Raw genomic sequence first — 21693 nt, forward strand, 5'->3', positions numbered from 1 at the left:
ACTCTTATGTCAATAGAATTTAACTATTAAATAGTTAAGAATTATGTCTTTAAGAGTAGTAGTAACCATGTCTTCTAAAATATATACATTCTGACTATCGATACTAGTGATAAGAGTGGCCGATTTAGTAACAGTTCGAGTATAGAAAATTAGTAATAAGTCGTTGTAGCTAAGCTCTTTTAAGTGATGTTTGTAAGTTCTTTATGGAGGGAAGGATAATGAGAAACTTAATTACATGAAGAGGTGTTTTATATGAATCGGATAATTGCAATCCTTGTATTTACAGGTGTTCCACTTGTAATTTTAGGAACAATTTTAAATTGGTCAGATATATTTATGTTTGTGATAAGTTCTTTAAGTATTATTGGACTTGCTGGTTATATAGGAAGAGCTACTGAAAGTTTAGCAATAGTAAGTGGTCCCAGAATTGGAGGATTATTAAATGCGACTTTTGGTAATGCAGTTGAACTACTTATATCAATCTTTACATTAAAGGCGGGAATGGTTGGGATTGTTCTAGCTTCGCTGACGGGATCCGTTCTTGGAAACTTACTATTAGTGCTTGGACTTTCGTTCTTTGCTGGTGGTATTAAGCATAAACGACAGAAATTCAGCTTGCATGATGCGCAATACAACTCTGGTTTATTGATATTCGCTATAATTGTTGCTTTTGTTATACCCGAAGTCTTTTCGATGTCCATGGATACAAAAACAACATTGAACTTAAGTATAGGAATTTCGGTCATACTGATTGCAATTTATCTCGCTGGCCTCTTTTTCAAATTAGTAACGCATCGTGGAGTTTTTTCTGCATCCGATGATTCTGGTCATGAACTCGAAAAGCCAGAATGGACAAAAAAGAAATCTATTCTTATTCTTTTCATTGCAACTATGGCAGTAGCTTTTGTATCGGAACGCCTAGTACATACATTTGAAACGATTGGGGAGCAGTTTGGTTGGACAGAGTTGTTTATTGGTGTAATTATTGTAGCGATTGTTGGAAATGCTGCTGAACACGTGTCAGCCATTACTATGGCTGTTAAAAACAGGGTAGATGTTTCTGTGGAAATTGCCGTCGGTTCGACATTGCAAGTAGCGATGTTTGTTGCGCCAGTTCTTGTACTAATCTCACTTTTTATGCCCGTACAAATGGCTTTGGTTTTTACGATACCAGAACTTGTTGCTATGATAACCGCAACACTTTTAGTCATTAATTTATCCAATGATGGGGAGTCAAATTGGTTCGAAGGTTTAATACTGTTCTCAGCCTATTTAATAATGGGGATAGGATTTTATTTACTTTAATAAAAACAGAAAATGCGGAGTTACAAAACAGTTCGATACTGTTTTGTGATTCAGCATTTTTCATTGTAAAAATATTCTTTCACTTAAGAAGAGAAGTTGTGATAGTATGATAATTAAACTTTTCATTACTAAGGGGAAATTGATATGAAGATTAATGTTTCTAAGAAAATGTCTGTATTCGCACCAGCAATATTTGGAGACTTAAGAAGGGCAGCGGAAGCCAAAAAAGCCGCAGGTTTCGAACTTTATGATTTAAGTTTGGGCAGTCCTGATTTACCTCCAGATGAAAGAGTTCGAAAAGTATTATCAGATAAAAGCTACTTGGCTGATTCATATGGGTATACATTAGGTGGAATAAAACGCTTTAACGAAGCCGTAGTTAATTATTATCAAAGACGATCTAACGTTACATTAAATCCAGAAACGGAAGTAATTCAGACAATGGGCTCACAAGAGGGGCTTGTTCATCTTCCTTTTGCTTTTTGTGACGAGGGAGACTATGTCCTAACGACAAATCCAGCATATGTAGCTTATGATGCAGGAATAAAACTAGCTGGAGCAGTACCTTATTACATGCCTTTATTAGCAGAAAATGATTTCTTGCCTGATTTAGATGCAATACCTAAAGAAATTGCGCTTCAATCAAAATTAATGATCTTAAACTTACCAGGAAACCCTGTCCCAGCAATGCCTGATCTTTCATTCTTTCAAAAAGTAGTGGATTTTGCCCATACATATAATATTATTGTGCTTCATGATGCTGCCTACTCAGAGTATTATTTTACTGGGAATTCGCCGGTTAGTTTTCTGTCTACACCCGGTGCAATGGAGGTGGGGCTCGAAATTAATTCGTTATCGAAGAGCTTTAGTTTAGCAGGTGCTCGAATTGCATATATTGTAGGAAATGCTGAGATGATATCCGTTATTAAGCAGCTGAAGTCTAATTTAGATTACGGTACGTTTGCTCCAATCCAAGAGGCTGCAATTGTTGCATTAGACAATGCAGAAGAAATAACGAATCGGCTTCGAAGTGAGTTTTCAGAACGACATAATGTATTGATGAAAGGCTTAGTAGACATCGGTTGGACACCAACACCTTCAAGCGGTGGAATGTTCGTTTGGGCTAAATATCCATATGAAATGGACGACAAGGAATTTGTGTTTAAATGTATTGAGAAAACAGGGGTTATTATGGTTCCAGGGAGTATTTTTGGTACGAATGGTGTTGGATACGTACGTTTAGCACTTGTTCAAAAAGTAGATGTACTCCAAAATGCAATCAAACAACTAAGAGATTTACAATTGTAATAAAAAAGTACACTACTAAATTCAATTTAGTAGTGTACTTTTTTATAGTGTTTCTCTAAAGAGGCTATAGCTTAACAGTTTAATTTAAGATTTTAATTTTAACTGTTTTATTGCCCCAAATGAGTGCTCGTTTTGTATTCGGAATGAAAACATCTATTTTATTACCTTTTATAGCTCCGCCAATATCTCCAGCAATTGCTTCACCATACCCTTCAACCCAAACGCGTGAGCCAAGTGGAATGACTTTCGGATCTACTGCAATGACTTTTTGATTCGGATTTGCACGTAAATCGATTCCAGTTGACGTTACCCCCGAGCAACCTTTACAAAAGGCTGTGTAAGCCGTAGCCGTTACAGTTATTTCAGCCGAATCTATTGAATTAGATGAGTTTCTAGTGTTTTCTAATACTAATTCTTTGCCTGGTATAATTAAATTGCTTGAAAGGCCATTCCACTCTTTTAAAGTCGCAACAGAGACATTATTGTTTTGAGAAATTGCCCATAGTGTATCACCTTTAACCACTGTATGTATGCTAGACGCTGATGTTTGAAGCGCAGTACCAATAGATAACAACATGGTTACTGAAAGAAATAGAAATATTTTCTTCATAAATAGAGTACCTCCTTTTGATCATTAAGGAATAGCATAGCACTCTAATGTTTCAGCAAGATTACAAAACTATGTGCGGAATAAATCAATATATAATTGCTTTGTAATATATGGAAGGATTCAAAATGTTTGAGGGAATTCTAGATAATAAAGAGACCAATTTTCCGTGTAAAAGTCTCATTCACTGTTCCTTTTGTTGTTTTATTTAGTATTAATAAAATTAAAGTAAGTTCTAATATAAAAAGGAATGTCCATCGCGTAAGTTTTTGTATTCTCGAATGAATTCTTTTGGATTCATGTCGATATCGTATGTGAAAACACCCTGGTTTGTATGTAAATAGAAAAGCCCAGTTCCTCCCGAAAAAGGTTTATATGAAATATCGTGTACATGATCCAGTTGGAATATGTGTTTCGAAGTTGTAATAGTATCTGAATATAAATAAATATGATGGATAGTTTGATGTTGTTTCTGCACAAACCAGTCAATCGTACGCTCAACCGACCGATAAGTTACGGAATGAATAACTGTTTTATTTTGTTCGTTCATTTCTATACCTCCCTAAGAAAAGGATAATAAATAGTATACTTACCCTAACAGTTTTTCATTATTACTTCCAAAAATAATGCTTATAGATTAGAGAAGTTTAAGTGTTCAATTTAAACTTTTATTGAAATATCTTTGATAGGGCGTATTATTACACAGGGTTTTATAATGAGAATATTTATTATGTAAGTGTAAATAATTAGACCATTCAGCAATAATTTTAAAAAAGCATTGAACTTTTTAAATTATGACTCTATAATAATAAAAGACGTTAGAAAGGTGTGAACACTTCTCAAAATAAAAAGCAATATATTGCATACTCTGTAAATGACCTACAATACATACCATGTATACAGGTGGATGTTCTGACGAGCTCAGAAAACAGATAATTCAAAGTCGTGGCACATTTTGCTGTAAAGTGGAAAATGATTTTCAAACTAAAGTACAATCACAGGGGGAATTTAATATGTTTAAGAAGAATATTTTAATCGCTCTAATGGCGGTTATTATGCTTGTATTAGCTGCATGTGGATCGGATAAATCAGATGGTGCGAAAGAAGATGGAGCAAAAGACGATAAAAAGGATGATGAAGTTTTCACGCTACAAGCAGGTCACTCATTGCCGAATGACCATCCTTACCATCTTGGATTTTTGGAAATGGCTGAAAATGTTAAAGAACGTACAGATGGACGAGTTATTATAGAAGTATTCCCGAACAGTGAAATTGGTGCTGAACGTGAACTGACAGAAGGTATGACACTAGGAACAGTGGATTTGGTAATGTCATCTACAGCACCAGTTACGAACTTTGTTCCTGAACTTGGAGTACTTGATGTGCCATTCCTATTCAAAGATCGTGATTCTGCTGTAGAAATATTAAACGGTGAAATTGGCGATGAACTATTTGAAAAATTAAAGGAAAATGGAATCATTGGTTTGTCTTGGGGAGAAAATGGTTACCGTCATATTACAAACAGCAAACACCCAATCAACAAACCTGAAGATTTAAAAGGACTTAAAATTAGAACACAAGAAAATGAAATACACATTGCTGCATTTAAAGAAATGGGTGCTCTAGCGACACCAATGGCATGGACAGAAGCACTAACTGGTTTACAACAAGGAGTTGTAGACGCACAAGAAAACCCAGCAATCGTTGCTGACCAGTTTAAACTTTATGAATCTAAACAAAAATACATGACATTAACAGGTCACGTATATTCAGTTGCTATGTATATGATGAGTCAAAAAACATACGATAAGCTTCCAGCTGACCTCCGAGATATTGTTATTGAAGAAGGTCAAAAAGCTGGTCCTAAAGAACGTGATTTAATCGTTGAAATGGAAAAAGAATCACTTAAAGTACTTAAAGAAAATGGCGTAGAAATCGTGGAAGATGTTGATATTGCACCTTTCCAAGAAGCTGTTAAACCCGTCTATTCGATGATTGAGTACCAAGAGTTATTGAACCGCATTTTAGATGCACAAAAATAAAAATTACAGTAAAAGGGGAGAGATTGTTTCTCCTTTTTTCTATTCAATGGGAGGGATTTAAGTGGATAAGTTTATTGGATATATGAACTTGACATTAAAACATTTACTTAATGTAATCATGGCTGTATTGACATTGTCTGTTTTTGCACAAGTTATATTCCGATTTGTAATTAAACAGCCACTTTCTTGGACAGAAGAATTAGCAGTTTACTGTTTAGTATGGCTGACATTCTTGGGTGCGGCTTATGCAATGTCACTTAAAGCCCATATTGGTGTAGAATTTTTCACAGATTTGTTTCCTTTGAAACTTAGACAGGTATTATTTGTCGTGGCAACAGTAGCTAGTATTTCTTTTTATCTAATCATGGTTATTCAAGGATACGACTTAGTTAGACAATCGTTAACCCAATTAACACCAGTGCTTAGACTCCCAATGGGATATGTATATTCTGTAATTCCAATTAGTGGATTATTTTTAATCATAAACTTAGTTCATCTATTCGTTAAAGAAATTAAGACTGGAGGTAAGACAGTATGACAGCACTATTATTTATCATGCTTCTTGTTCTTTTTCTTATTAATGTGCCTATTGCTGTCGCTTTGGGTTTATCTGCAGCTGTTGTGTTTTTTGTAGATGGACAAGTTTCTTTGATAGTACTTATGCAAAGGATGTTTAATTCAGTAGCATCTTTTCCGCTTTTAGCGATTCCATTTTTTATACTTGCTGGAAAGCTAATGGAGAATGGCGGTATTTCTAAAAGGTTGATTCATTTGGCAAATGTTATGTTTGGTCGCGTGAATGGCGGGTTAGCTATTGTTTCTATAATCGCATGTGCTTTTTTTGCGGCAATTTCGGGATCAGCAGCAGCAACGACCGCTGCAGTAGGTTCGCTCCTTATTCCAGCAATGGTTAAAAAAGGGTATGACAAAAGTTTTTCCACAGCGGTTCAAGCTGCTGGAGGAACTATTGGAGTTATGATTCCCCCAAGTGTTCCATTAGTTTTATATGGTGTAACTGCTGGAGTCTCTATTAGCTCACTATTTATTGCGGGTATTTTACCAGGACTTTTAGTAGTAGGTTCTTTACTAATACTTGTATACGCGATTTCATTAATCAAAGGATACGGTGGCGGGGAAGCTTTTTCTTTTAAAGATTTCCTTAAGGCATTATATGACGCAATCTTAGCTCTTCTTATGCCGGTTATTATATTAGGTGGAATTTATGGTGGTTTTTTTACACCTACAGAAGCCGCTGTTATAGCGGTTATGTATGGCTTAATTGTAGGAATATTTGTGTATAAAGAAATTAAATTTACTGATTTAGTCGAAATATTCTCTTCTTCAGTTGTCATTTCGGCAGTAATCATGTTCATAATAGGTGGTGCTTCTGCATTTGGTTATTATTTAACACGTGCTCGAATTCCTAAAGAACTAACGGAATTAATGCTGGGAGTAACCGATAACTGGATTATTGCTTTGTTGATTATTAACGCTCTACTATTAGTTGTTGGGGTATTCTTGGAAACTTCTGCTGCAATCATTATTTTAACACCAATTTTAGTTCCAATTGTTAGTGCTTTAGGAATAGATCTTGTTCATTTTGGTATAATAATGATTTTCAACTTGGCAATTGGTTTTATAACACCACCTGTTGGTATTAACTTGTTTGTTGCAGCAAATATTGCGGGTACAAAATTTGAAAGTTTAATGAAAGCAATTGTTCCTTTCCTAATAATAATGATTTTAGACATCATTATAATATCATTCATACCAGGGATTAGTTTGTTCCTAGTGGGATTACAAAAGTAAAAGTGGAGGTATATAGATGACTACTTACCGAATTGCGGTTTTACCGGGTGATGGTATCGGACCGGATGTGACTAATGAAGCTATTAAAGTTTTAAATCGATTGGAAAAAATGGATGAAACATTTAAATTAGATTTAGAAACATTCGATTGGAATAGTGAGTATTTCCTGAAACACAATACTATGATGCCAGAGGATGGATTGGACCAACTAAAAAAATTCGATGCAATTCTTTTTGGAGCAATTGGTGATTCTCGTGTTCCAGACGAAATATCAATTTGGCAACTAATCATGCCCATACGAAAACAATTCAAACAATATGTGAATATGCGTCCAATTAAACAGCTACCTGGAATAAAATCACCATTAAAAAGTGATGCTCCGATCGACTTTGTTGTATTTAGGGAGAACGCCGAGGGAGAGTATTCAAATATTGGCGGTAGTCTTTATGATGGACAATCACAAGAAATGGCAATACAAAATACAGTGATTACGGCACAAGGTGTTGAAAGAATTGCAAAGTATGCTTTTGAGTATGCTCAAAAAAACAATGTTAGAAAAGTAACAAGTGCGACGAAATCCAATGCGATTATTCACTCAATGAAATTATGGGATACAGTAGCAGAAAAAGTAGCTAATAATTATGAGGGAATTGAACTCGAAAGTGTTTTCATCGATGCGTTAGCTGCTTATTTTATTCAAAAACCTGAATCTTATGAAGTTGTAATTGCTTCAAATTTATTTGGGGACATATTAACGGATTTAGGAGCAGCACTTGTTGGCGGTTTGGGCGTTTCTCCTTCAGGAAACATCAATCCAGAAAGAGAATTCCCTTCAATGTTTGAAGCGATTCACGGATCTGCACCAGATATTGCAGGAAAAGGCATTGCGAATCCAATTGCCCAAATTTGGTCTGCAGCAATGATGCTTGAACATCTAGGTAGGGAAGACCTGGCCACAGTTGTTATGAATGCTATCGAAAAAGTGATTATGCAAGGCCAAATTGTTACACCAGACCTCGGTGGTACAAGCACTACCGAACAATTAGGGGATGCAATTGCAAATGCAATAGAAGAACAATTTTAACTTAATACAGCGGGAGAATAATCTCGGATGTATTAAGTTGAATAATAGGAGGAATTGCAAATGAACTTGAAAAACAAAGTAGTTGTTATTACAGGTGCTGCTGGAGGTATGGGAAGAGTTACTGTTGAAAAAGTTCTAAACTTCGGTGGAAAAGTAGTGGGCCTGGATATTAACATAGATTCCTTACAAGCTTTAAAAGAACAATACAAAGAAGATCTTCTTGTAATTAAAACGGATATTACATCTGAAGAGAGCGTTAATTCTTCAGTTCAACAAGCTGTAAAAACTTATGGGCAAGTGGATGTATTAGTCAATATTGCTGGTATTGCTCAAGCTGCAACAGAGATTGAAAACGTAACACTTGAAGATTGGTATCGTATTTTAAATATCAATACGACCTCTGTATTTTTAACTTCTCGTGCTGTAGTTCCTTTTATGAAAAAGAAAAGACAAGGTGTGATTATTAATATTGCATCGATTTCGGCTGAAAGACCGAGACCAGGATTAAATGCATATATTGCTTCAAAGGGTGCAACGATATCATTAACAAAAGCTTTGGCAATCGAGTTAGCGCCTTATAATATTCGGGTTAATGCCATTAATCCAGGTCCAGCAGATACGCAAATGCTTGGTGAGTTTACAGCAACCGGTACAAATGTAGAGGAAGCGAAAGAAAACATTTTCAAAAAAAGTGTTCCTCTTGGTAGACTTATTATTCCTGAAGATATAGCGAATAGCATAGTCTATCTAAGTTCCGATTTGGCAACGATGATTACGGGTAGTGTTTTGAATGTTGATGGTGGACGCGGTATTTAACAGTATTCAGCGGTAGTGTTCCGCTTTTATGAATGAGAAAGGTGTTTTACGAGATGAGTGAGAATCATTTGATGTATATTAATGGCGAGTGGGTTGAAAGTGTTAGTAAAGAAGTAATTGAAACGAAAAACCCTGCAACTGGTGAAGTATTAGGATCTATTCCTAGAGGAGTTACAGAAGATATCGAGTATGCTGTGAAAGTTGCCAGGGAGACATTTGAGTCGGAAGAGTGGCATACATTTGCTCCGATTGACCGTGGGCGGATTCTTTATAAAATATCTGAAGAGTTATTGAAAGAGAAAGAGGAAATAGCACTTTTGGAAACATTGGACACTGGTAAACCAATTTCCCAAGCAAGGAAAGATGTGGAAGCCGCGGCTTTGTATTTTGAATATTATGCCGGTGCAGCAGACAAGATGTTCGGCGAAACAATTCCAATACAGGCGGGTATTCTTAACTACACATTACGTGAACCAGTTGGGGTTACAGGACATATTATTCCATGGAATTATCCTCTTCAAATTTTGTCGAGAAGTACAGCGGCTGCAATAGCAACTGGCAACACGGTAGTTGCAAAACCCGCAGAAGATACGCCTTTAACAGCTATCAAGTTGGCAGAAATTATTGATCGTACAAAGTTGCCAAAAGGCGTTTTTAATTTAGTAACAGGGTATGGAAAAGAAGCTGGTCTAGCACTTGCAAATCATCCTGATTTAGATCACATTACGTTTACGGGTTCTGTTCAAACAGGCTCAGCCGTAATGACTTCAGCCGCTAAAAATATCACACCTGTCACGTTAGAACTTGGTGGAAAATCACCGAATATTGTATTTGACGATTGTGATCAAGAAGACGCGGTCGAATGGGTTTTACGTTCCATTATACAAAATGCAGGTCAAACATGTTCAGCGGGGTCGAGACTAATCATTCATGAGTCTATTAAAGATGAATTTGTTAAAAAGCTTGTCCAAAAGATTGAAAAGTTAACGATAGGACATGGCGTAGATGATTCAGACATAGGTCCAATTTTGAATGAAAACCAATACAACCGCATTGAACAATTTATGGAGATTGCACGAAATGAAAATGCTAATTTCTTAGTCGGTGGGGAAAGAGCGACGGACAAGAGACTTGAAAATGGGTTCTTTTTCAAACCGACTGTTCTAGATAATTTACAAGCAGATAGTTATGTTGCTCAAGAAGAAATTTTTGGTCCAGTTGTGTGCGTGTTCACGTTCAAAGATGAGGAAGAAGCGATTCGCCTTGCAAATGGCACAGAATATGGTCTTGTAACAGGTATTTGGACAAAAGATGGTGCTAGATCTCATCGTGTAGCGAGTAAAGTACGCGCCGGTCAAATCTTTATAAACAATTATGGTGCTGGTGGCGGTGTTCAAATGCCTTTCGGCGGATTTAAGAAAAGCGGATTTGGGCGTGAAAAGGGTATCGAAGCACTACGTAACTATACAGCACTCAAAAATATTGCATTAAAATATTAAGCGATTCTAAACAGAATGAACAATCCCTTTCACCTGAAAATCAGGTGAGGGATTTTTTAAAGATTTGTTTTATCGAGATTATGTATTCGGTTATAGCACAGTGTTGAACATTTGAGTTTCAAAGATGTTGTGAAATATAAATTAAAAAGAGTAGGTTAGGATTGGTATAAATGAAAGGCAGTTCACATTTAACATTAGGAATAGCAGCAGGTGTTGGCATTGGGTTATATACTCAAGCGGAGCCCGTTACAATTGGTGTATTTGCAGTTGTTGGAGGGGTAGCAGGTTTATTCCCAGACCTAGATACGAATGGGCTTGCAAGTAATAAGATCACATTATCAAAAAGTCTCATAAAAATGCCTTTAATGATTATGGGGATTTGCGTTATGCTTTATTCCCTTTTTGAATCATTTATGGCAATGAAGATTGATTTTCAAATTTGGGGAGGAATTTTAATCGGTGGTGTAATGATCCTATTATCCTCAGTTATAACTCAGAAAAGGATGTTGTCATTTACCGGTGTGGGAATCATACTAGGTGGAATAGCAGTGGATATGAGTTATTGGATTATATTAGTAGGTATATATATTGTAATTGCATCATTTTTACCACATCGTTCGTATACACATTCTATTATTGGACTCGTTTTTTTTAGTGTGATTTTGTATATGGCTCAAGAAGCATTGAATCTAGAAGGATTGTTTATTGTGGGGATGGTAGGTTACATAAGTCATTTAATAGCAGACATGAAGTGGCTGCCAATGAATCGAAGAGGGGTTAGGCTTTTTGCACCGATTTGGAATAGAGAGTTCTAAAATGCGGCACTACTGAGCAATCCTCAGTTGGATAGGTGTGGTATTGTTTTCCACTTTCCGTCGAATGTGCCCCAGCACGGGATAGAGAAGTGCCGCGTCTCTATGACTTACAGTATATTCATAATTACTTGAAACTATGCACGAGTAGAATAATAAACATAAAAGATGCTATCTATGAGTACGATGTAAAATCGTATCCATTCATAGCATCTTTTAATTTATCTACTTTCTAAGTAGTTTTATCTGTATAGGTAGATTGAACGTTACCTTAGGTCATATCAAAATAATTCATCGACATTTTGATAGACTCTGTCAGTTAATGCAAGGCTCTCAATTGCAAATTGATAGTGTAAAGTTAGCGTTTCTTTTAAGCCAGGTAAATCTTTCTTTTTCAATAAGGAAATAATGAGTGCGTGTCCAATGGGACTTTTGGGAGTAGTTGATAGTTCTTCGAAGAATGAATCAAATAGTATTAAGTAAATATTTGTTTGGTTAATTAATTTCTCGATAAATTCAACTAAATATTTATTTTCCGATCGCTCAGCAATGATCATATGGAATACTTTATTTGACTCAAGATAGTTCATTAAGTGCTTATTTTCTAATGCAATGTTTTCGTCTTTTATCGACTGTTCCATTCTTTTATAGTCATTTTCAGTAAGATAAGTTATAGCATCCCTTACGGCAATGATTTCAAGCTCTTTTCTTAAGTTATACGCTTGAATAATTTCATCTCTAGTCGGATTTACAACAAAAGCCCCTTTATTTGGGATATTGTTTACGAGCCCTTCTGCTGAAAGTTTTCGAATGGCATTTCTAATAGGTGTACGACTTACATTGAGTTGGTTTGAAATAGCCGTTTCTACGAGCTGATTTCCAGGCGCTAGTTTTCGTGAAAGTATTGCTGATTTTAAAGTGTTATATATCAATTGTTCAACAGATTGTTTTCTAGTCATTGATTGGACACCTTCCTTTACTGCGTTTATAAGATAATAGTAATCTTTATAAGATGCATAATAAACCTCGTATAAAAATTAATTATTCTAATACTTATGATGTAGTTTGAATTATACATTGTTCTACAACCTTGAGCAACAACGATTGCGCAGCGTGATATAGAAGTTCGATAAGAAAAGGAGTGAATCGACAATGTTTTCCATAACCATAGTGTTTTCTATACTTAACAGGACAATGTTGGAAATCTGAATATTACTAAGTGCCTGATAAAAAAGACATTGACAATTAAGACTTCGTGGGGGTATGATAACCAATATTGGTCTACAAAATGGAAGTACATTAGTGAGACTGATAGATAAATACCTCAATGTAAATTTTTTACGGAGGGAGTGAGTTTATAAATAATATGAAGACGCTTACAAAACAAAAGAGAATATGGGGAGGTCATGATTTGAAGAAGAAATTATTATTATCAATTTTCACTTTAGTTATTTTAGGAGTTTTGGCAGGTTGTGGAAATACGGATGACAAAGATAAAGAGACGGCAACGGATACTACAACAACACCGGAAACTAAACCAGAAACTGAAACAACAGAAGATACTTTGGGACCAGTATTAACTAGACTGGAAAGTTCTAAGACTTTAAATGTAGCATTTGAAGGTACTTACCCTCCATTCAATTTCTTGAATGATAAAGATGAATTCCAAGGTTTTGATGTTGATATTTCTAACGAAATCGCAAAACGTTTAGGTGTAGAAGCTAAGTTTATTGCCACAAAATGGGATGGTTTAATTGGTGGTCTGAAAGCAGATAAGTTTGATGTAATTATTGGACAAATGACTGTAACAGAGGAACGTAAAAAGAGTGTAGATTTTACGGATCCATATGTAATTACAGGATCAGTACTAATTACACGCGAAGATAACACGGATATTACAAAGCTTGAAGATATTAAAGGTAAAAAAGTTGGTGTTGGCGGCGGTACAACATTTGAAGAAGTTGCAAAAAGCGTAGAAGGTGCAGATGTTAAATTGTACAAAGCTATGAGTGATTATGTACAGGATCTTGCAAACAAACGTTTAGATGTAATTATTAATGATCAATTATTGATCAGTTACAATATCAAAGAACAAAGTTTACCTCTTAAAATTGCAAGTGAAATTGTAAACGTTGACGAAATTGGAATGGCCATTAACAAAGGAAATGAAGACTTTGTTATAAAAATGAATGAAACATTAAGCGAAATGAAAGAAGACGGCACATATAAAGAAATCTACAAAAAATGGTTTGGAACGGATCCATTAGAAAGTTAATTCCTTTTATTATAGGGTAATTCGGAAATATCACGAATTACCCTATAATAAATAATATTCAAATAATAGAGCGGAGGAAATTAAAAATGCACATAGTAGTTTTGGGAACAGGAATGATTGGTACGACGGTTGTGAGTGAACTAGCTAAGTTCGATGGTATTGATAAAATAACTGCAGTAGATGTTAGACAAGAAAGTATTGATAAATGTATCGAAATAGCTAATAGTGAAAAAGTTAGTGGAAGAGTAGCTTCACTTGCTTCTGAAGAAGATATTGCTAAAGTTCTTAAAGATGCGGATGTAGCCGTTGCATGTCTTCCGCACTCATTAAGTCTCCCTGCTATAAAAGCAGCAATTTCACAGAAATGTAACTTAGTAGATCTCGTTGGTTCAAAATACGTCGAGAAAAAAGAATTACATAAGGAAGCACAAGATGCTGGCATCATAATCGTTCCAGGTTGTGGAGTTGCACCGGGAATCACGAACTTTTTAGCTGCGCAGGGTATTGAGTTATTAGATGAAGCAGAAGAAGCAGTAATGATTTGTGGAGGTATTCCTAGACACCCAGTTGAACCTCTTTGGTATCAAGTCGTTTTTAGACTTGAAAGTGTTTTGGGGCTGTATGGTAAACCGGCTCTTGCTGCAGAGAATGGTAACCTCGTAGAATTACCGCCTTTATCAGGTTTGGAAGAATTGACATTTGCTAGTCCTGTAGGTCTTTGTGAGGCCGTAGTAACAGATGCACATAGTACGGCATACACACTTAAAGATAAAGTTACAAAACTGTATGAGAAAACAGTTCGTTATCCTGGCCATTGGAATAAAATGAGGGTACTTGCTGAACTTGGTTACCTAGATGATACTCCATTGGAAATTGAAGGTATTGTTACTACTCCACGTGCGATTTCTGAGAAAATCTTACTACCAAAAATGACTGGAATTTCAAATGAAGATATTACAGTAGTTCGAGTAGAAGTAACAGGTAAGAAAAACGGTAAGAAAGTGAAACATCAATGGGATATGATTGACTTATATGATCATGGTCGTGGAATTACATCAATGGCTAAAACAACAGCTCTTCCAGCAGCTGTGTTTGCAAAATGGATTGCTAATAAAAGTGTTACAGAAACAGGGATTGTCGCAGTTGAAGAAGTTATTATAAATGATAGATTCCAACCATTTATAGACGAACTAGAAGGACTGGGAATTTCATTTGAATATAAAGAAGAAGTACTTGACTAACATTAGCATCTTTTTTTGAAAGGGGGATATTGTATGGACTTCACGATTGTTATTGATTCATTACCATCTCTATTAAAAGCTGCTTTAATGACTATTTTCTTATCGGGCGTATCAATCATTATTTCACTGTTTATTGGATTTTTTACTGCTTTGATAAGAGTTGCAAAAGTGAAAATTGCCTATGGAATAGTTAGTGCATATATTTCTATTATCAGGGGAACTCCGCTTCTTGTTCAGATATTTGTCATCTACTACGGTCTACCGCAAATAGGAATTACTTTGGAACCAATTCCTTCGGGTATCTTAGCACTAAGTTTGAATGCTGGTGCATATTTATCAGAATCCTTTAGAGCTTCAATTCTTGCAGTAGATAAGGGGCAAATGGAAGCATCTATGTCGATGGGAATGACTTATTGGCAAGCGCTAAGAAGAATAATTCTTCCACAAAGTTTGCGGATTGCGATTCCTACACTTTCAAACTCTTTTATTACGCTAATAAAAGATACATCACTTGTCTCTGTCATAACAGTTACAGAATTACTTCAAATGTCAAGTTTAATAATAGCTATCAACTTTGAACCGCTAACAATTTACTTAGTAGCAGCAGCGATTTATTGGGTGATTATTTCGTTCTTTACGGCTTTGCTTGATCGATTGGAAAGAAATAGTTCCAAGCACTTAGCACGCTAAGGAAGTTGTTAGATATAGAAAAAGGAGGTGACTGCTTTGGCTGTTATAGAAATAGAAAATCTGAAAAAAACATTTGGCGATAATCCTGTGTTAAGAGGAATCGATCTTTCTGTAAATGAAAGTGAAGTAGTTGTAATAATGGGGCCAAGCGGTTCAGGAAAATCAACACTTTTGCGATGCATTACGTTTTTAGAAGAACCTAATGAGGGAATCATTAAAATAGGGGACTACAAAGTAGATGCTTCTAAAAAGAATGATAGACATCGTAAAAAAGATATTCGTGAAATGAGAAAGCGGACGGGCTTTGTTTTTCAAAACTTTAATCTTTTTCCTCATAAAACAGCAATTGGAAATGTCATGGAAGGTCCACTAACGATTCATGGTGCGAAAAAAGAGGATGCTCGACAATTGGCAGAAGCACTTTTGATAAAAGTAGGTTTAGGAGATCGTACCAATCATTATCCCGCTCAATTATCAGGTGGACAACAACAACGTGTTGCGATAGCAAGGTCGTTATCGCTAAGTCCCACAGTTATGCTTTATGATGAACCAACGTCTGCACTGGATCCAGAACTTGTTCGTGAAGTTCTTCAAGTTATTAAAGCTTTAGCAGAAGAAGGTATGACAATGGTGGTCGTTACCCACGAAATGAATTTTGCGAAAGAGGTAGCGGATCGTGTGATATTTATGGATGGTGGCGTAATTGTTGAACAAGGAACGTCGAAACAGATATTTGAAAATCCTCAAGAAGAACGCACGAAAAAGTTTTTGAGGCAAGTCGAAGAAGAAGTAATAGAAGTAAAATGAATTTTACGGAATTGTATTTTTATCTCAGAGGTCTGGGATAAAAACACAATTCTTTTTTATTTATTTGTATACTATTGAAAAACCATAAATTCGACATAAGTTAATGACAACAAAACAAATATTAATGCAAAAACGCTTCTTTTTATTATATTGTGATAAACTTATTAAATTGGATAAAAGAAATGTATTGGAGTGTTGAGTTTATGAATGGAAAACCATTTAAAAAGAGAAATTATCGACCACTTATCATACTATTATCAGTCGTACTGATTGGCGCTATCGGTATACTTTCTGGAGTGCCTGGTGTGGAAGACTTTAATGCTTTTGATGTAACGATTTTACCCCTTTTGAATGCAATATTTAATACGTTTACGTTTATCTTTTTAGTTTGTGCACTTGTTGCAATTTTAAAAGGAAAGGTATCAGTACATAAGCGATTCATTTACGCTGCATTTGGAACAACATTTTTATTTCTAGTCTCTTATGTGTCCTTTCATTATCTCGCGCCCTCAACTCCTTTTGGTGGAGACGGATTTTTAGCAGGTTTTTATTACTTTATTTTAATTACCCATATTGTGCTTGCAGCAGCCATTGTTCCGTTAGCTCTTACAACAGTAACACGAGCTTGGAATATGGAAAATGAACGCCATAAAAAAATTGCCCGTTGGACAATGCCGATTTGGCTGTATGTAAGTTTTACGGGTGTTCTTGTTTATATTCTCATTAGTCCATATTACTGAAAATTGAATAGGAACGTTCCAAAAAGATCAGAAAGGATTCTAATCCCCTGGTCTTTTTTGAATTTCAAAACTTTAGATGTATAAAATTTAATGATACAGTTAGAGAAGTATGATTATTGGGGGAGAAAGAAATAGATCTTTTAACATATAGTAAATTAGATGCTATGGATATTGCTCAGTCCATTCAACAAAAAGAAATGAAACCTAGTGAATTTGTTGAATTAAGTTTACAACAACTAAACAAAGTGAATCCGTTGTTAAATATTGTAACGAATACCCGTAAGGATAAAGTTTTAGACGAGGCGAAGACCAGTTTGCTGGGGGAGAGTCCTTTGTCAGGAGTTCCATTATTATTAAAAAATATTTCGCAAACAGTTAAGGGTGAACCAATAACAAGTGGTGCTCAATTATTTAAAAACGTAATAGCTACACATGATTCAAATTTTGTAACACGGCTTAGAAATGCAGGTTTATTGTTCGTTGGCCATACAAACTCACCTGAATTTGGTCTTAAGAACATTACGGAGCCAGTGTTACATGGACAGACTAGAAACCCTTGGAACGCTGATTATTCACCAGGTGGTTCAAGTGGAGGTTCAGCAGCAGCGATTGCATCTGGAGTGGTCCCAGTTGCTGGTGCAAGCGATGGGGGAGGGTCCATTCGTATACCGGCATCTTTCACTAGTTTGTTTGGTTTAAAACCAACACGTGGCCGTACGCCGGTCGGTCCGGGAGTAGGGCGACAGTGGCAAGGTGCGTCGATTGACTTTGTTCTAAGTAAGTCTGTTCGTGATAGTGCTGCAATGCTTGATCTACTTCAAGTAATTCAACCGTCTGCGGCATTTCAGACACCTTTATTTCCAAGAAGTTACAATGAGGTTATGAAAGAATCTTTTGGAAAAAAGTTGAAAATTGCTTTTTCCATTAAATCTCCAGTAGGAACAGAAGTTTCTGAAGATGCAGAGCAAGCTGTTAAAAAAACGATTAAATGGTTAGAAGAATTAGGACATGAGGTTTATGAAGTAGATAATGGAATTGACGGAGTTCAATTAATGGAAGACTATTATCTGATGAATAGCGGTGAAATTGCGACCGTTTTTAATGGTATTGAAAGATCTATAGGCCGTAAAATTCAAGTAGATGATGTTGAGATTGAGAGTTGGTTATTAAACGAGGCTGGGAAATCAGTATCTGCTGCACAGTTTTCAGAAAGCCTTTCCTCATGGGATACTGCTGCTGAAAAAATGGCTATCGTACATGAAACATATGATTTCTACATTACGCCTTCTACGGCATTTACAGCTCCTAAAATCGGGGAGCTTACACATTCACACGAACAACAACATATACTTCGGGATCGAATGAGCAGTGCAACTGAGGATAAGAAGCAGTCTATAATATATGAAATGTTTTTACCAAGTTTAACATATACTCCGTATACACAGCTTGCTAACTTAACAGGACAACCCGCGATGTCTGTCCCGGTCCATATGTCAAAGGATGGTCTACCGCTTGGAGTCCAAGTAATGGCATCTAAAGGAGACGAACACCGTTTGCTACAGCTTGCATATCAACTTGAGCAATCAGAACTTTGGGTAGGTATGAATGGGAATCCATATCTTACTAATTAAATTGAAAACAACCTCCGATTCTTTCTAGTTTCGGAGGTTGTTTTATAAAAATGAATAGATATTAAATTAACTATTCACTTTGTCGTTCTTTATAGCTCCATAATTGACGGTGAAGTTTGAACCAATATTAGGGTCTGTATAACCGGTTTGAAACTCTGTTTTTTGCTGCATAAGTTTAGCGTATTCTTGATCTACATATAACAGAAATCCACCGTTTTTAACTTCATTAAAATATCTTTCTGCTTCTTCTTGTGTGAAACCCATATGGATAAATGCGGATTTTACAGGTTCATCACCACTAAGAAATGAAATAAATCGCTTTAGCCAACCACCTTCAGAAGACCTTAAATCTACATCTGTTAATCCTCGAACGATAGATAATGTGTCCAAGTTATTTGTTATAACATAAATATCATTTTCTTTAAATCCTAAATCCTTCAACTCCGCAATTTTATCGAGTACATCGTTTTCTGTATGTAATGAGCCTACATACTTCTTATTCCCCATCTTAAGCAACCTCCCAATAGTTCAAAAATTCTTTCAGACTTATTATGTGTAAAGTACCCGAAACTTTAGTAATCAAACGTATTCGATTTATTTGTTTTTATTTATATGGGCTGAAAAAGTATTTGAAACAGCAGAAGATGGTACAATAGATAAGAAGAGTGTCTTGAAATGAAAAACATATTTTCAATTGGATTTAAAAAAAGGAGAATGGTTAAAATGAATAAAGCAATAATGAATGAATTACCACCAAATTATGATGAGCTGAAAAAGGCTGCGAATCGCACGTCGAATTGGCGGGAGCGCTTTGATGCAATTGAAGAATTAGGAAAATGGAAACATAAAAGAACAATTGATGTTCTTGTAAATAGAATGGAAAATGACGCAGTATATAAATTACAAGAAGCTGCTTATCGTCATCTAAAGGGTTTTGGTGAAGATGTTTCAATGCCAACTCAGAAAAAAGGTGATTTAATTAAGGATGCATCTAAAGTTTTTGTTAGAATTAAGAAAAGTTTACCTGCAGGACATACGTATGAGGAATATAAGGAAAAGTTGAAAAACATGAGACTGGACTTATACGACACGTATGAAGGTGAAAAGGGAACTGAATTTGATAGCTGGCTTAAGAACATATGGGAAGAAGCAGCTACAAGAAGATAAATATAAAAAGAACGCATGGAGATTTCTCCATGCGTTTCTTTTTATTTAACTACTAATCCATCTTTTACTGTAATAACATGATCCGCATAGCCCAGCATGTCTTCATCATGAGTAACCATTAATGTGGTAATATTCATTGTTTTAGTCAAGTCACGAATTAATAACATCACATCTTTTGATCTTTTAGAATCCAGGCTTGCAGTTGGTTCGTCTGCGAACAACATTTTTGGTTTGTGTATAATTGCACGAGCAATCGCAACTCGTTGCTTTTCTCCTCCTGATAGGGAAGAGGGATATGCATCTTTTCTATGATTCATATCTACTAATTTTAGGATTTTTTCAACTTCTGCTATTTGTGAATGTTTTTTCAATTTCGATTCTGAGACATCTAGCATTAACATCAGTTGTTCTTTAACTGTAAGGAAGGGGACAAGATGAGCAGATTGAAAAACAAAACCAAAATCACTTGATCGTATTTTACGAATCTGTTCTTGATTCATATTTGTTAAGTATTGTCCTTCGAATACTATATCGCCATCTGTTGCTTGCTGAAGCCCTGCCGCAATCGTTAAAATTGTACTTTTACCAGACCCTGAAGCGCCTACTAATGCAGTTATCTCTCCTTCTTTTAATGAAATATTAACCCCTTTTAAAATTTGTTCTTCTACATCACCATTTGTAAATGACTTTTTCATTTCATCTATTCTAAATATGGTCATATTAAACATCTCCTTGTTGAATAGCTTGTAGTGGTTCAACTTTTTTAATTTGTATACCAGAAAGTGTAGCCCCAATAAAGCCAATGATTATGAAAATGATTGATAATTGAATAGTCGTTTCATAAGGCAAATTATAAGGCATTCCCTTAGGAACAATAAAATTAAATCCTTGACTAAGTGCTATTGATAACGTTAAAGCAATCGCTGTTACGAAAAGCATTTGTGTCCACATCATTTTAAATAATGAGCTTGTTTTTACTCCAATCGCTTTAAGAATTCCGTATAATCCTATTTTTTGTACATTCATCATATAGAAGAAAATAGCGAACAACATACCACTAATGACAACTAAAAACCAAACAATCATATTTAGTGACATTTGTTCTGCACTGTAACTAGGAATAGTGTTTAAAAAGCTTTTATTAGAAAAAGATTGAAGCCCAGTGTACGTTTGACCCTTATCTTGTCCTGGAATAAATACCAATTGCATTTCATTAACACGATAGATTTCTTTGTAGTTTTCCATATTAATGTATGCAACAGGCGCATGACTGTATTTTTCTTGATCTACAAAACCTTTTACAATAAATTCACCACTGAACTGATTGTTTGTAAGTACATCGCCAATACTAATTCCTGCATCTTCCAATGATTGATCTAATATTATTTCTCCATCTTTTACTTTTTGGAACAGATTCGATTCAGTCGATGTTACAAACGCAACACTTCGTTGTTTATCTTCTGGATCATTTAAAAATCCCATTTGAATAGAAAATGCCGCTGCATCCTTTTGTTCACTAAGGATTTGGTCTTGCACATTGACATCTATTCGTGAAAGATTGTACGTTTCATCGGCATCTGAATTCATATAAAATTGACCATCAGATAGATTTTTTATTAAGGCGGCATTATCTTGTGATAACCCGTTCGATAATCCTGATATGATAAAGGTTAAAAAGCTAACCAGAAATACAATCGATCCTAATATTATAAAACGTGTCTTATTCTTTTTGATTTCTTTCCATGCAATATACATAAAATCTCCTCCATAAATTAGCTTCTTAATATAGTGTAACGCTCGAGTATGAACGGAACATTAACTTGAGTACACTTTTTCTATGATGAAGAAATATTAAAAAAT

The 21693-nt window shown here is 35.4% G+C and carries 22 protein-coding genes; 16 read left to right on the forward strand and 6 right to left on the reverse strand.

Annotated elements, in window-relative coordinates:
* Positions 1-252 precede the first annotated feature (252 nt).
* Entirely contained in the window at positions 253-1305 is a 1053-nt protein-coding gene (gene cax, locus ACFSFY_RS08245) for a calcium/proton exchanger (protein WP_381537053.1), read from the forward strand.
* Between the two features lie 144 nt (positions 1306-1449).
* Entirely contained in the window at positions 1450-2613 is a 1164-nt protein-coding gene (locus tag ACFSFY_RS08250; RefSeq protein WP_381537055.1) for an aminotransferase class I/II-fold pyridoxal phosphate-dependent enzyme, read from the forward strand.
* Positions 2614-2692: 79 nt separating this feature from the next.
* Here ACFSFY_RS08250 and ACFSFY_RS08255 read toward each other — a convergent pair whose 3' ends face one another.
* Together ACFSFY_RS08255 and ACFSFY_RS08260 are read right to left on the reverse strand one after the other, a co-directional pair.
* A complete protein-coding gene (locus tag ACFSFY_RS08255; RefSeq protein WP_381537057.1) occupies positions 2693-3223 on the reverse strand; it encodes a 3D domain-containing protein in 531 nt (176 codons plus the stop codon).
* 232 nt (positions 3224-3455) lie between these two features.
* Positions 3456-3770, reverse strand: a complete 315-nt coding sequence (locus tag ACFSFY_RS08260) for a hypothetical protein (RefSeq protein WP_381537059.1) — start codon at positions 3768-3770, stop codon at positions 3456-3458.
* Positions 3771-4233: 463 nt separating this feature from the next.
* On the opposite strand from ACFSFY_RS08260, the gene ACFSFY_RS08265 reads away from it, so the two are divergent.
* The 7 genes from ACFSFY_RS08265 (at position 4234) to ACFSFY_RS08295 (ending at position 11285) form a co-directional block, all read left to right on the forward strand.
* Positions 4234-5262, forward strand: coding sequence for a TRAP transporter substrate-binding protein (locus ACFSFY_RS08265; RefSeq protein ID WP_381537061.1), 1029 nt, complete (start codon positions 4234-4236; stop codon positions 5260-5262).
* Positions 5263-5323: 61 nt separating this feature from the next.
* Positions 5324-5800 (forward strand): TRAP transporter small permease, encoded by a 477-nt coding sequence (locus ACFSFY_RS08270; protein WP_381537063.1) that lies wholly within the window; start codon positions 5324-5326, stop codon positions 5798-5800.
* Positions 5797-7071 (forward strand): TRAP transporter large permease, encoded by a 1275-nt coding sequence (locus tag ACFSFY_RS08275; protein WP_381537065.1) that lies wholly within the window; start codon positions 5797-5799, stop codon positions 7069-7071. The genes ACFSFY_RS08270 and ACFSFY_RS08275 overlap by 4 nt, the downstream gene beginning before the upstream one ends.
* Positions 7072-7087: 16 nt before the next feature.
* Entirely contained in the window at positions 7088-8155 is a 1068-nt protein-coding gene (locus ACFSFY_RS08280; protein ID WP_381537067.1) for a tartrate dehydrogenase, read from the forward strand.
* A 60-nt stretch (positions 8156-8215) separates the two neighbouring features.
* Complete coding sequence (locus tag ACFSFY_RS08285; RefSeq protein ID WP_381537069.1) at positions 8216-8971, forward strand: SDR family NAD(P)-dependent oxidoreductase; 756 nt, start codon at positions 8216-8218, stop codon at positions 8969-8971.
* Positions 8972-9024: 53 nt separating this feature from the next.
* On the forward strand, positions 9025-10470 hold the full coding sequence (locus ACFSFY_RS08290; protein ID WP_381537072.1) for an aldehyde dehydrogenase family protein: 1446 nt from the start codon (positions 9025-9027) through the stop codon (positions 10468-10470).
* Positions 10471-10640: 170 nt separating this feature from the next.
* Positions 10641-11285 (forward strand): metal-dependent hydrolase, encoded by a 645-nt coding sequence (locus tag ACFSFY_RS08295; protein ID WP_381537074.1) that lies wholly within the window; start codon positions 10641-10643, stop codon positions 11283-11285.
* A 278-nt stretch (positions 11286-11563) separates the two neighbouring features.
* On the opposite strand, the gene ACFSFY_RS08300 is transcribed toward ACFSFY_RS08295, so the two are convergent.
* A complete protein-coding gene (locus ACFSFY_RS08300) occupies positions 11564-12241 on the reverse strand; it encodes a GntR family transcriptional regulator (protein WP_381537075.1) in 678 nt (225 codons plus the stop codon).
* A gap of 452 nt (positions 12242-12693) precedes the next feature.
* Here ACFSFY_RS08300 and ACFSFY_RS08305 point away from each other — a divergent pair, with 452 nt between their 5' ends.
* From ACFSFY_RS08305 to ACFSFY_RS08330, 6 genes are all read left to right on the forward strand, one after another.
* Positions 12694-13557 (forward strand): transporter substrate-binding domain-containing protein, encoded by an 864-nt coding sequence (locus ACFSFY_RS08305; RefSeq protein WP_381537077.1) that lies wholly within the window; start codon positions 12694-12696, stop codon positions 13555-13557.
* Between the two features lie 86 nt (positions 13558-13643).
* Positions 13644-14798, forward strand: a complete 1155-nt coding sequence (locus ACFSFY_RS08310; RefSeq protein WP_381537079.1) for a saccharopine dehydrogenase family protein — start codon at positions 13644-13646, stop codon at positions 14796-14798.
* A gap of 33 nt (positions 14799-14831) precedes the next feature.
* Positions 14832-15488: an amino acid ABC transporter permease gene (locus ACFSFY_RS08315; RefSeq protein ID WP_381537081.1), complete on the forward strand. Its 657-nt coding sequence runs from the start codon at positions 14832-14834 to the stop codon at positions 15486-15488.
* A 36-nt stretch (positions 15489-15524) separates the two neighbouring features.
* Positions 15525-16295 carry an amino acid ABC transporter ATP-binding protein gene (locus ACFSFY_RS08320; protein WP_381537083.1) on the forward strand — a complete coding sequence of 257 codons (771 nt, stop codon included), beginning with the start codon at positions 15525-15527 and terminating at the stop codon, positions 16293-16295.
* Positions 16296-16498: 203 nt separating this feature from the next.
* Complete coding sequence (locus tag ACFSFY_RS08325; protein WP_381537084.1) at positions 16499-17035, forward strand: DUF420 domain-containing protein; 537 nt, start codon at positions 16499-16501, stop codon at positions 17033-17035.
* Positions 17036-17166: 131 nt separating this feature from the next.
* On the forward strand, positions 17167-18666 hold the full coding sequence (locus ACFSFY_RS08330) for an amidase (RefSeq protein WP_381537533.1): 1500 nt from the start codon (positions 17167-17169) through the stop codon (positions 18664-18666).
* 66 nt (positions 18667-18732) lie between these two features.
* Here ACFSFY_RS08330 and ACFSFY_RS08335 read toward each other — a convergent pair whose 3' ends face one another.
* Positions 18733-19173 carry a YflT domain-containing protein gene (locus tag ACFSFY_RS08335; protein ID WP_381537085.1) on the reverse strand — a complete coding sequence of 147 codons (441 nt, stop codon included), beginning with the start codon at positions 19171-19173 and terminating at the stop codon, positions 18733-18735.
* 216 nt (positions 19174-19389) lie between these two features.
* Between ACFSFY_RS08335 and ACFSFY_RS08340 the strand changes: the two genes are divergently transcribed.
* Positions 19390-19833: a HEAT repeat domain-containing protein gene (locus tag ACFSFY_RS08340; RefSeq protein WP_381537087.1), complete on the forward strand. Its 444-nt coding sequence runs from the start codon at positions 19390-19392 to the stop codon at positions 19831-19833.
* Positions 19834-19874: 41 nt separating this feature from the next.
* On the opposite strand, the gene ACFSFY_RS08345 is transcribed toward ACFSFY_RS08340, so the two are convergent.
* A complete protein-coding gene (locus tag ACFSFY_RS08345; RefSeq protein WP_381537088.1) occupies positions 19875-20552 on the reverse strand; it encodes an ABC transporter ATP-binding protein in 678 nt (225 codons plus the stop codon).
* A 1-nt stretch (position 20553) separates the two neighbouring features.
* Positions 20554-21588, reverse strand: a complete 1035-nt coding sequence (locus tag ACFSFY_RS08350) for an FtsX-like permease family protein (protein WP_381537090.1) — start codon at positions 21586-21588, stop codon at positions 20554-20556.
* Positions 21589-21693 lie beyond the last annotated feature (105 nt).

It is taken from the genome of Sporosarcina siberiensis, assembly GCF_042681925.1.
GTDB classification, from domain to species: domain Bacteria; phylum Bacillota; class Bacilli; order Bacillales_A; family Planococcaceae; genus Sporosarcina; species Sporosarcina siberiensis.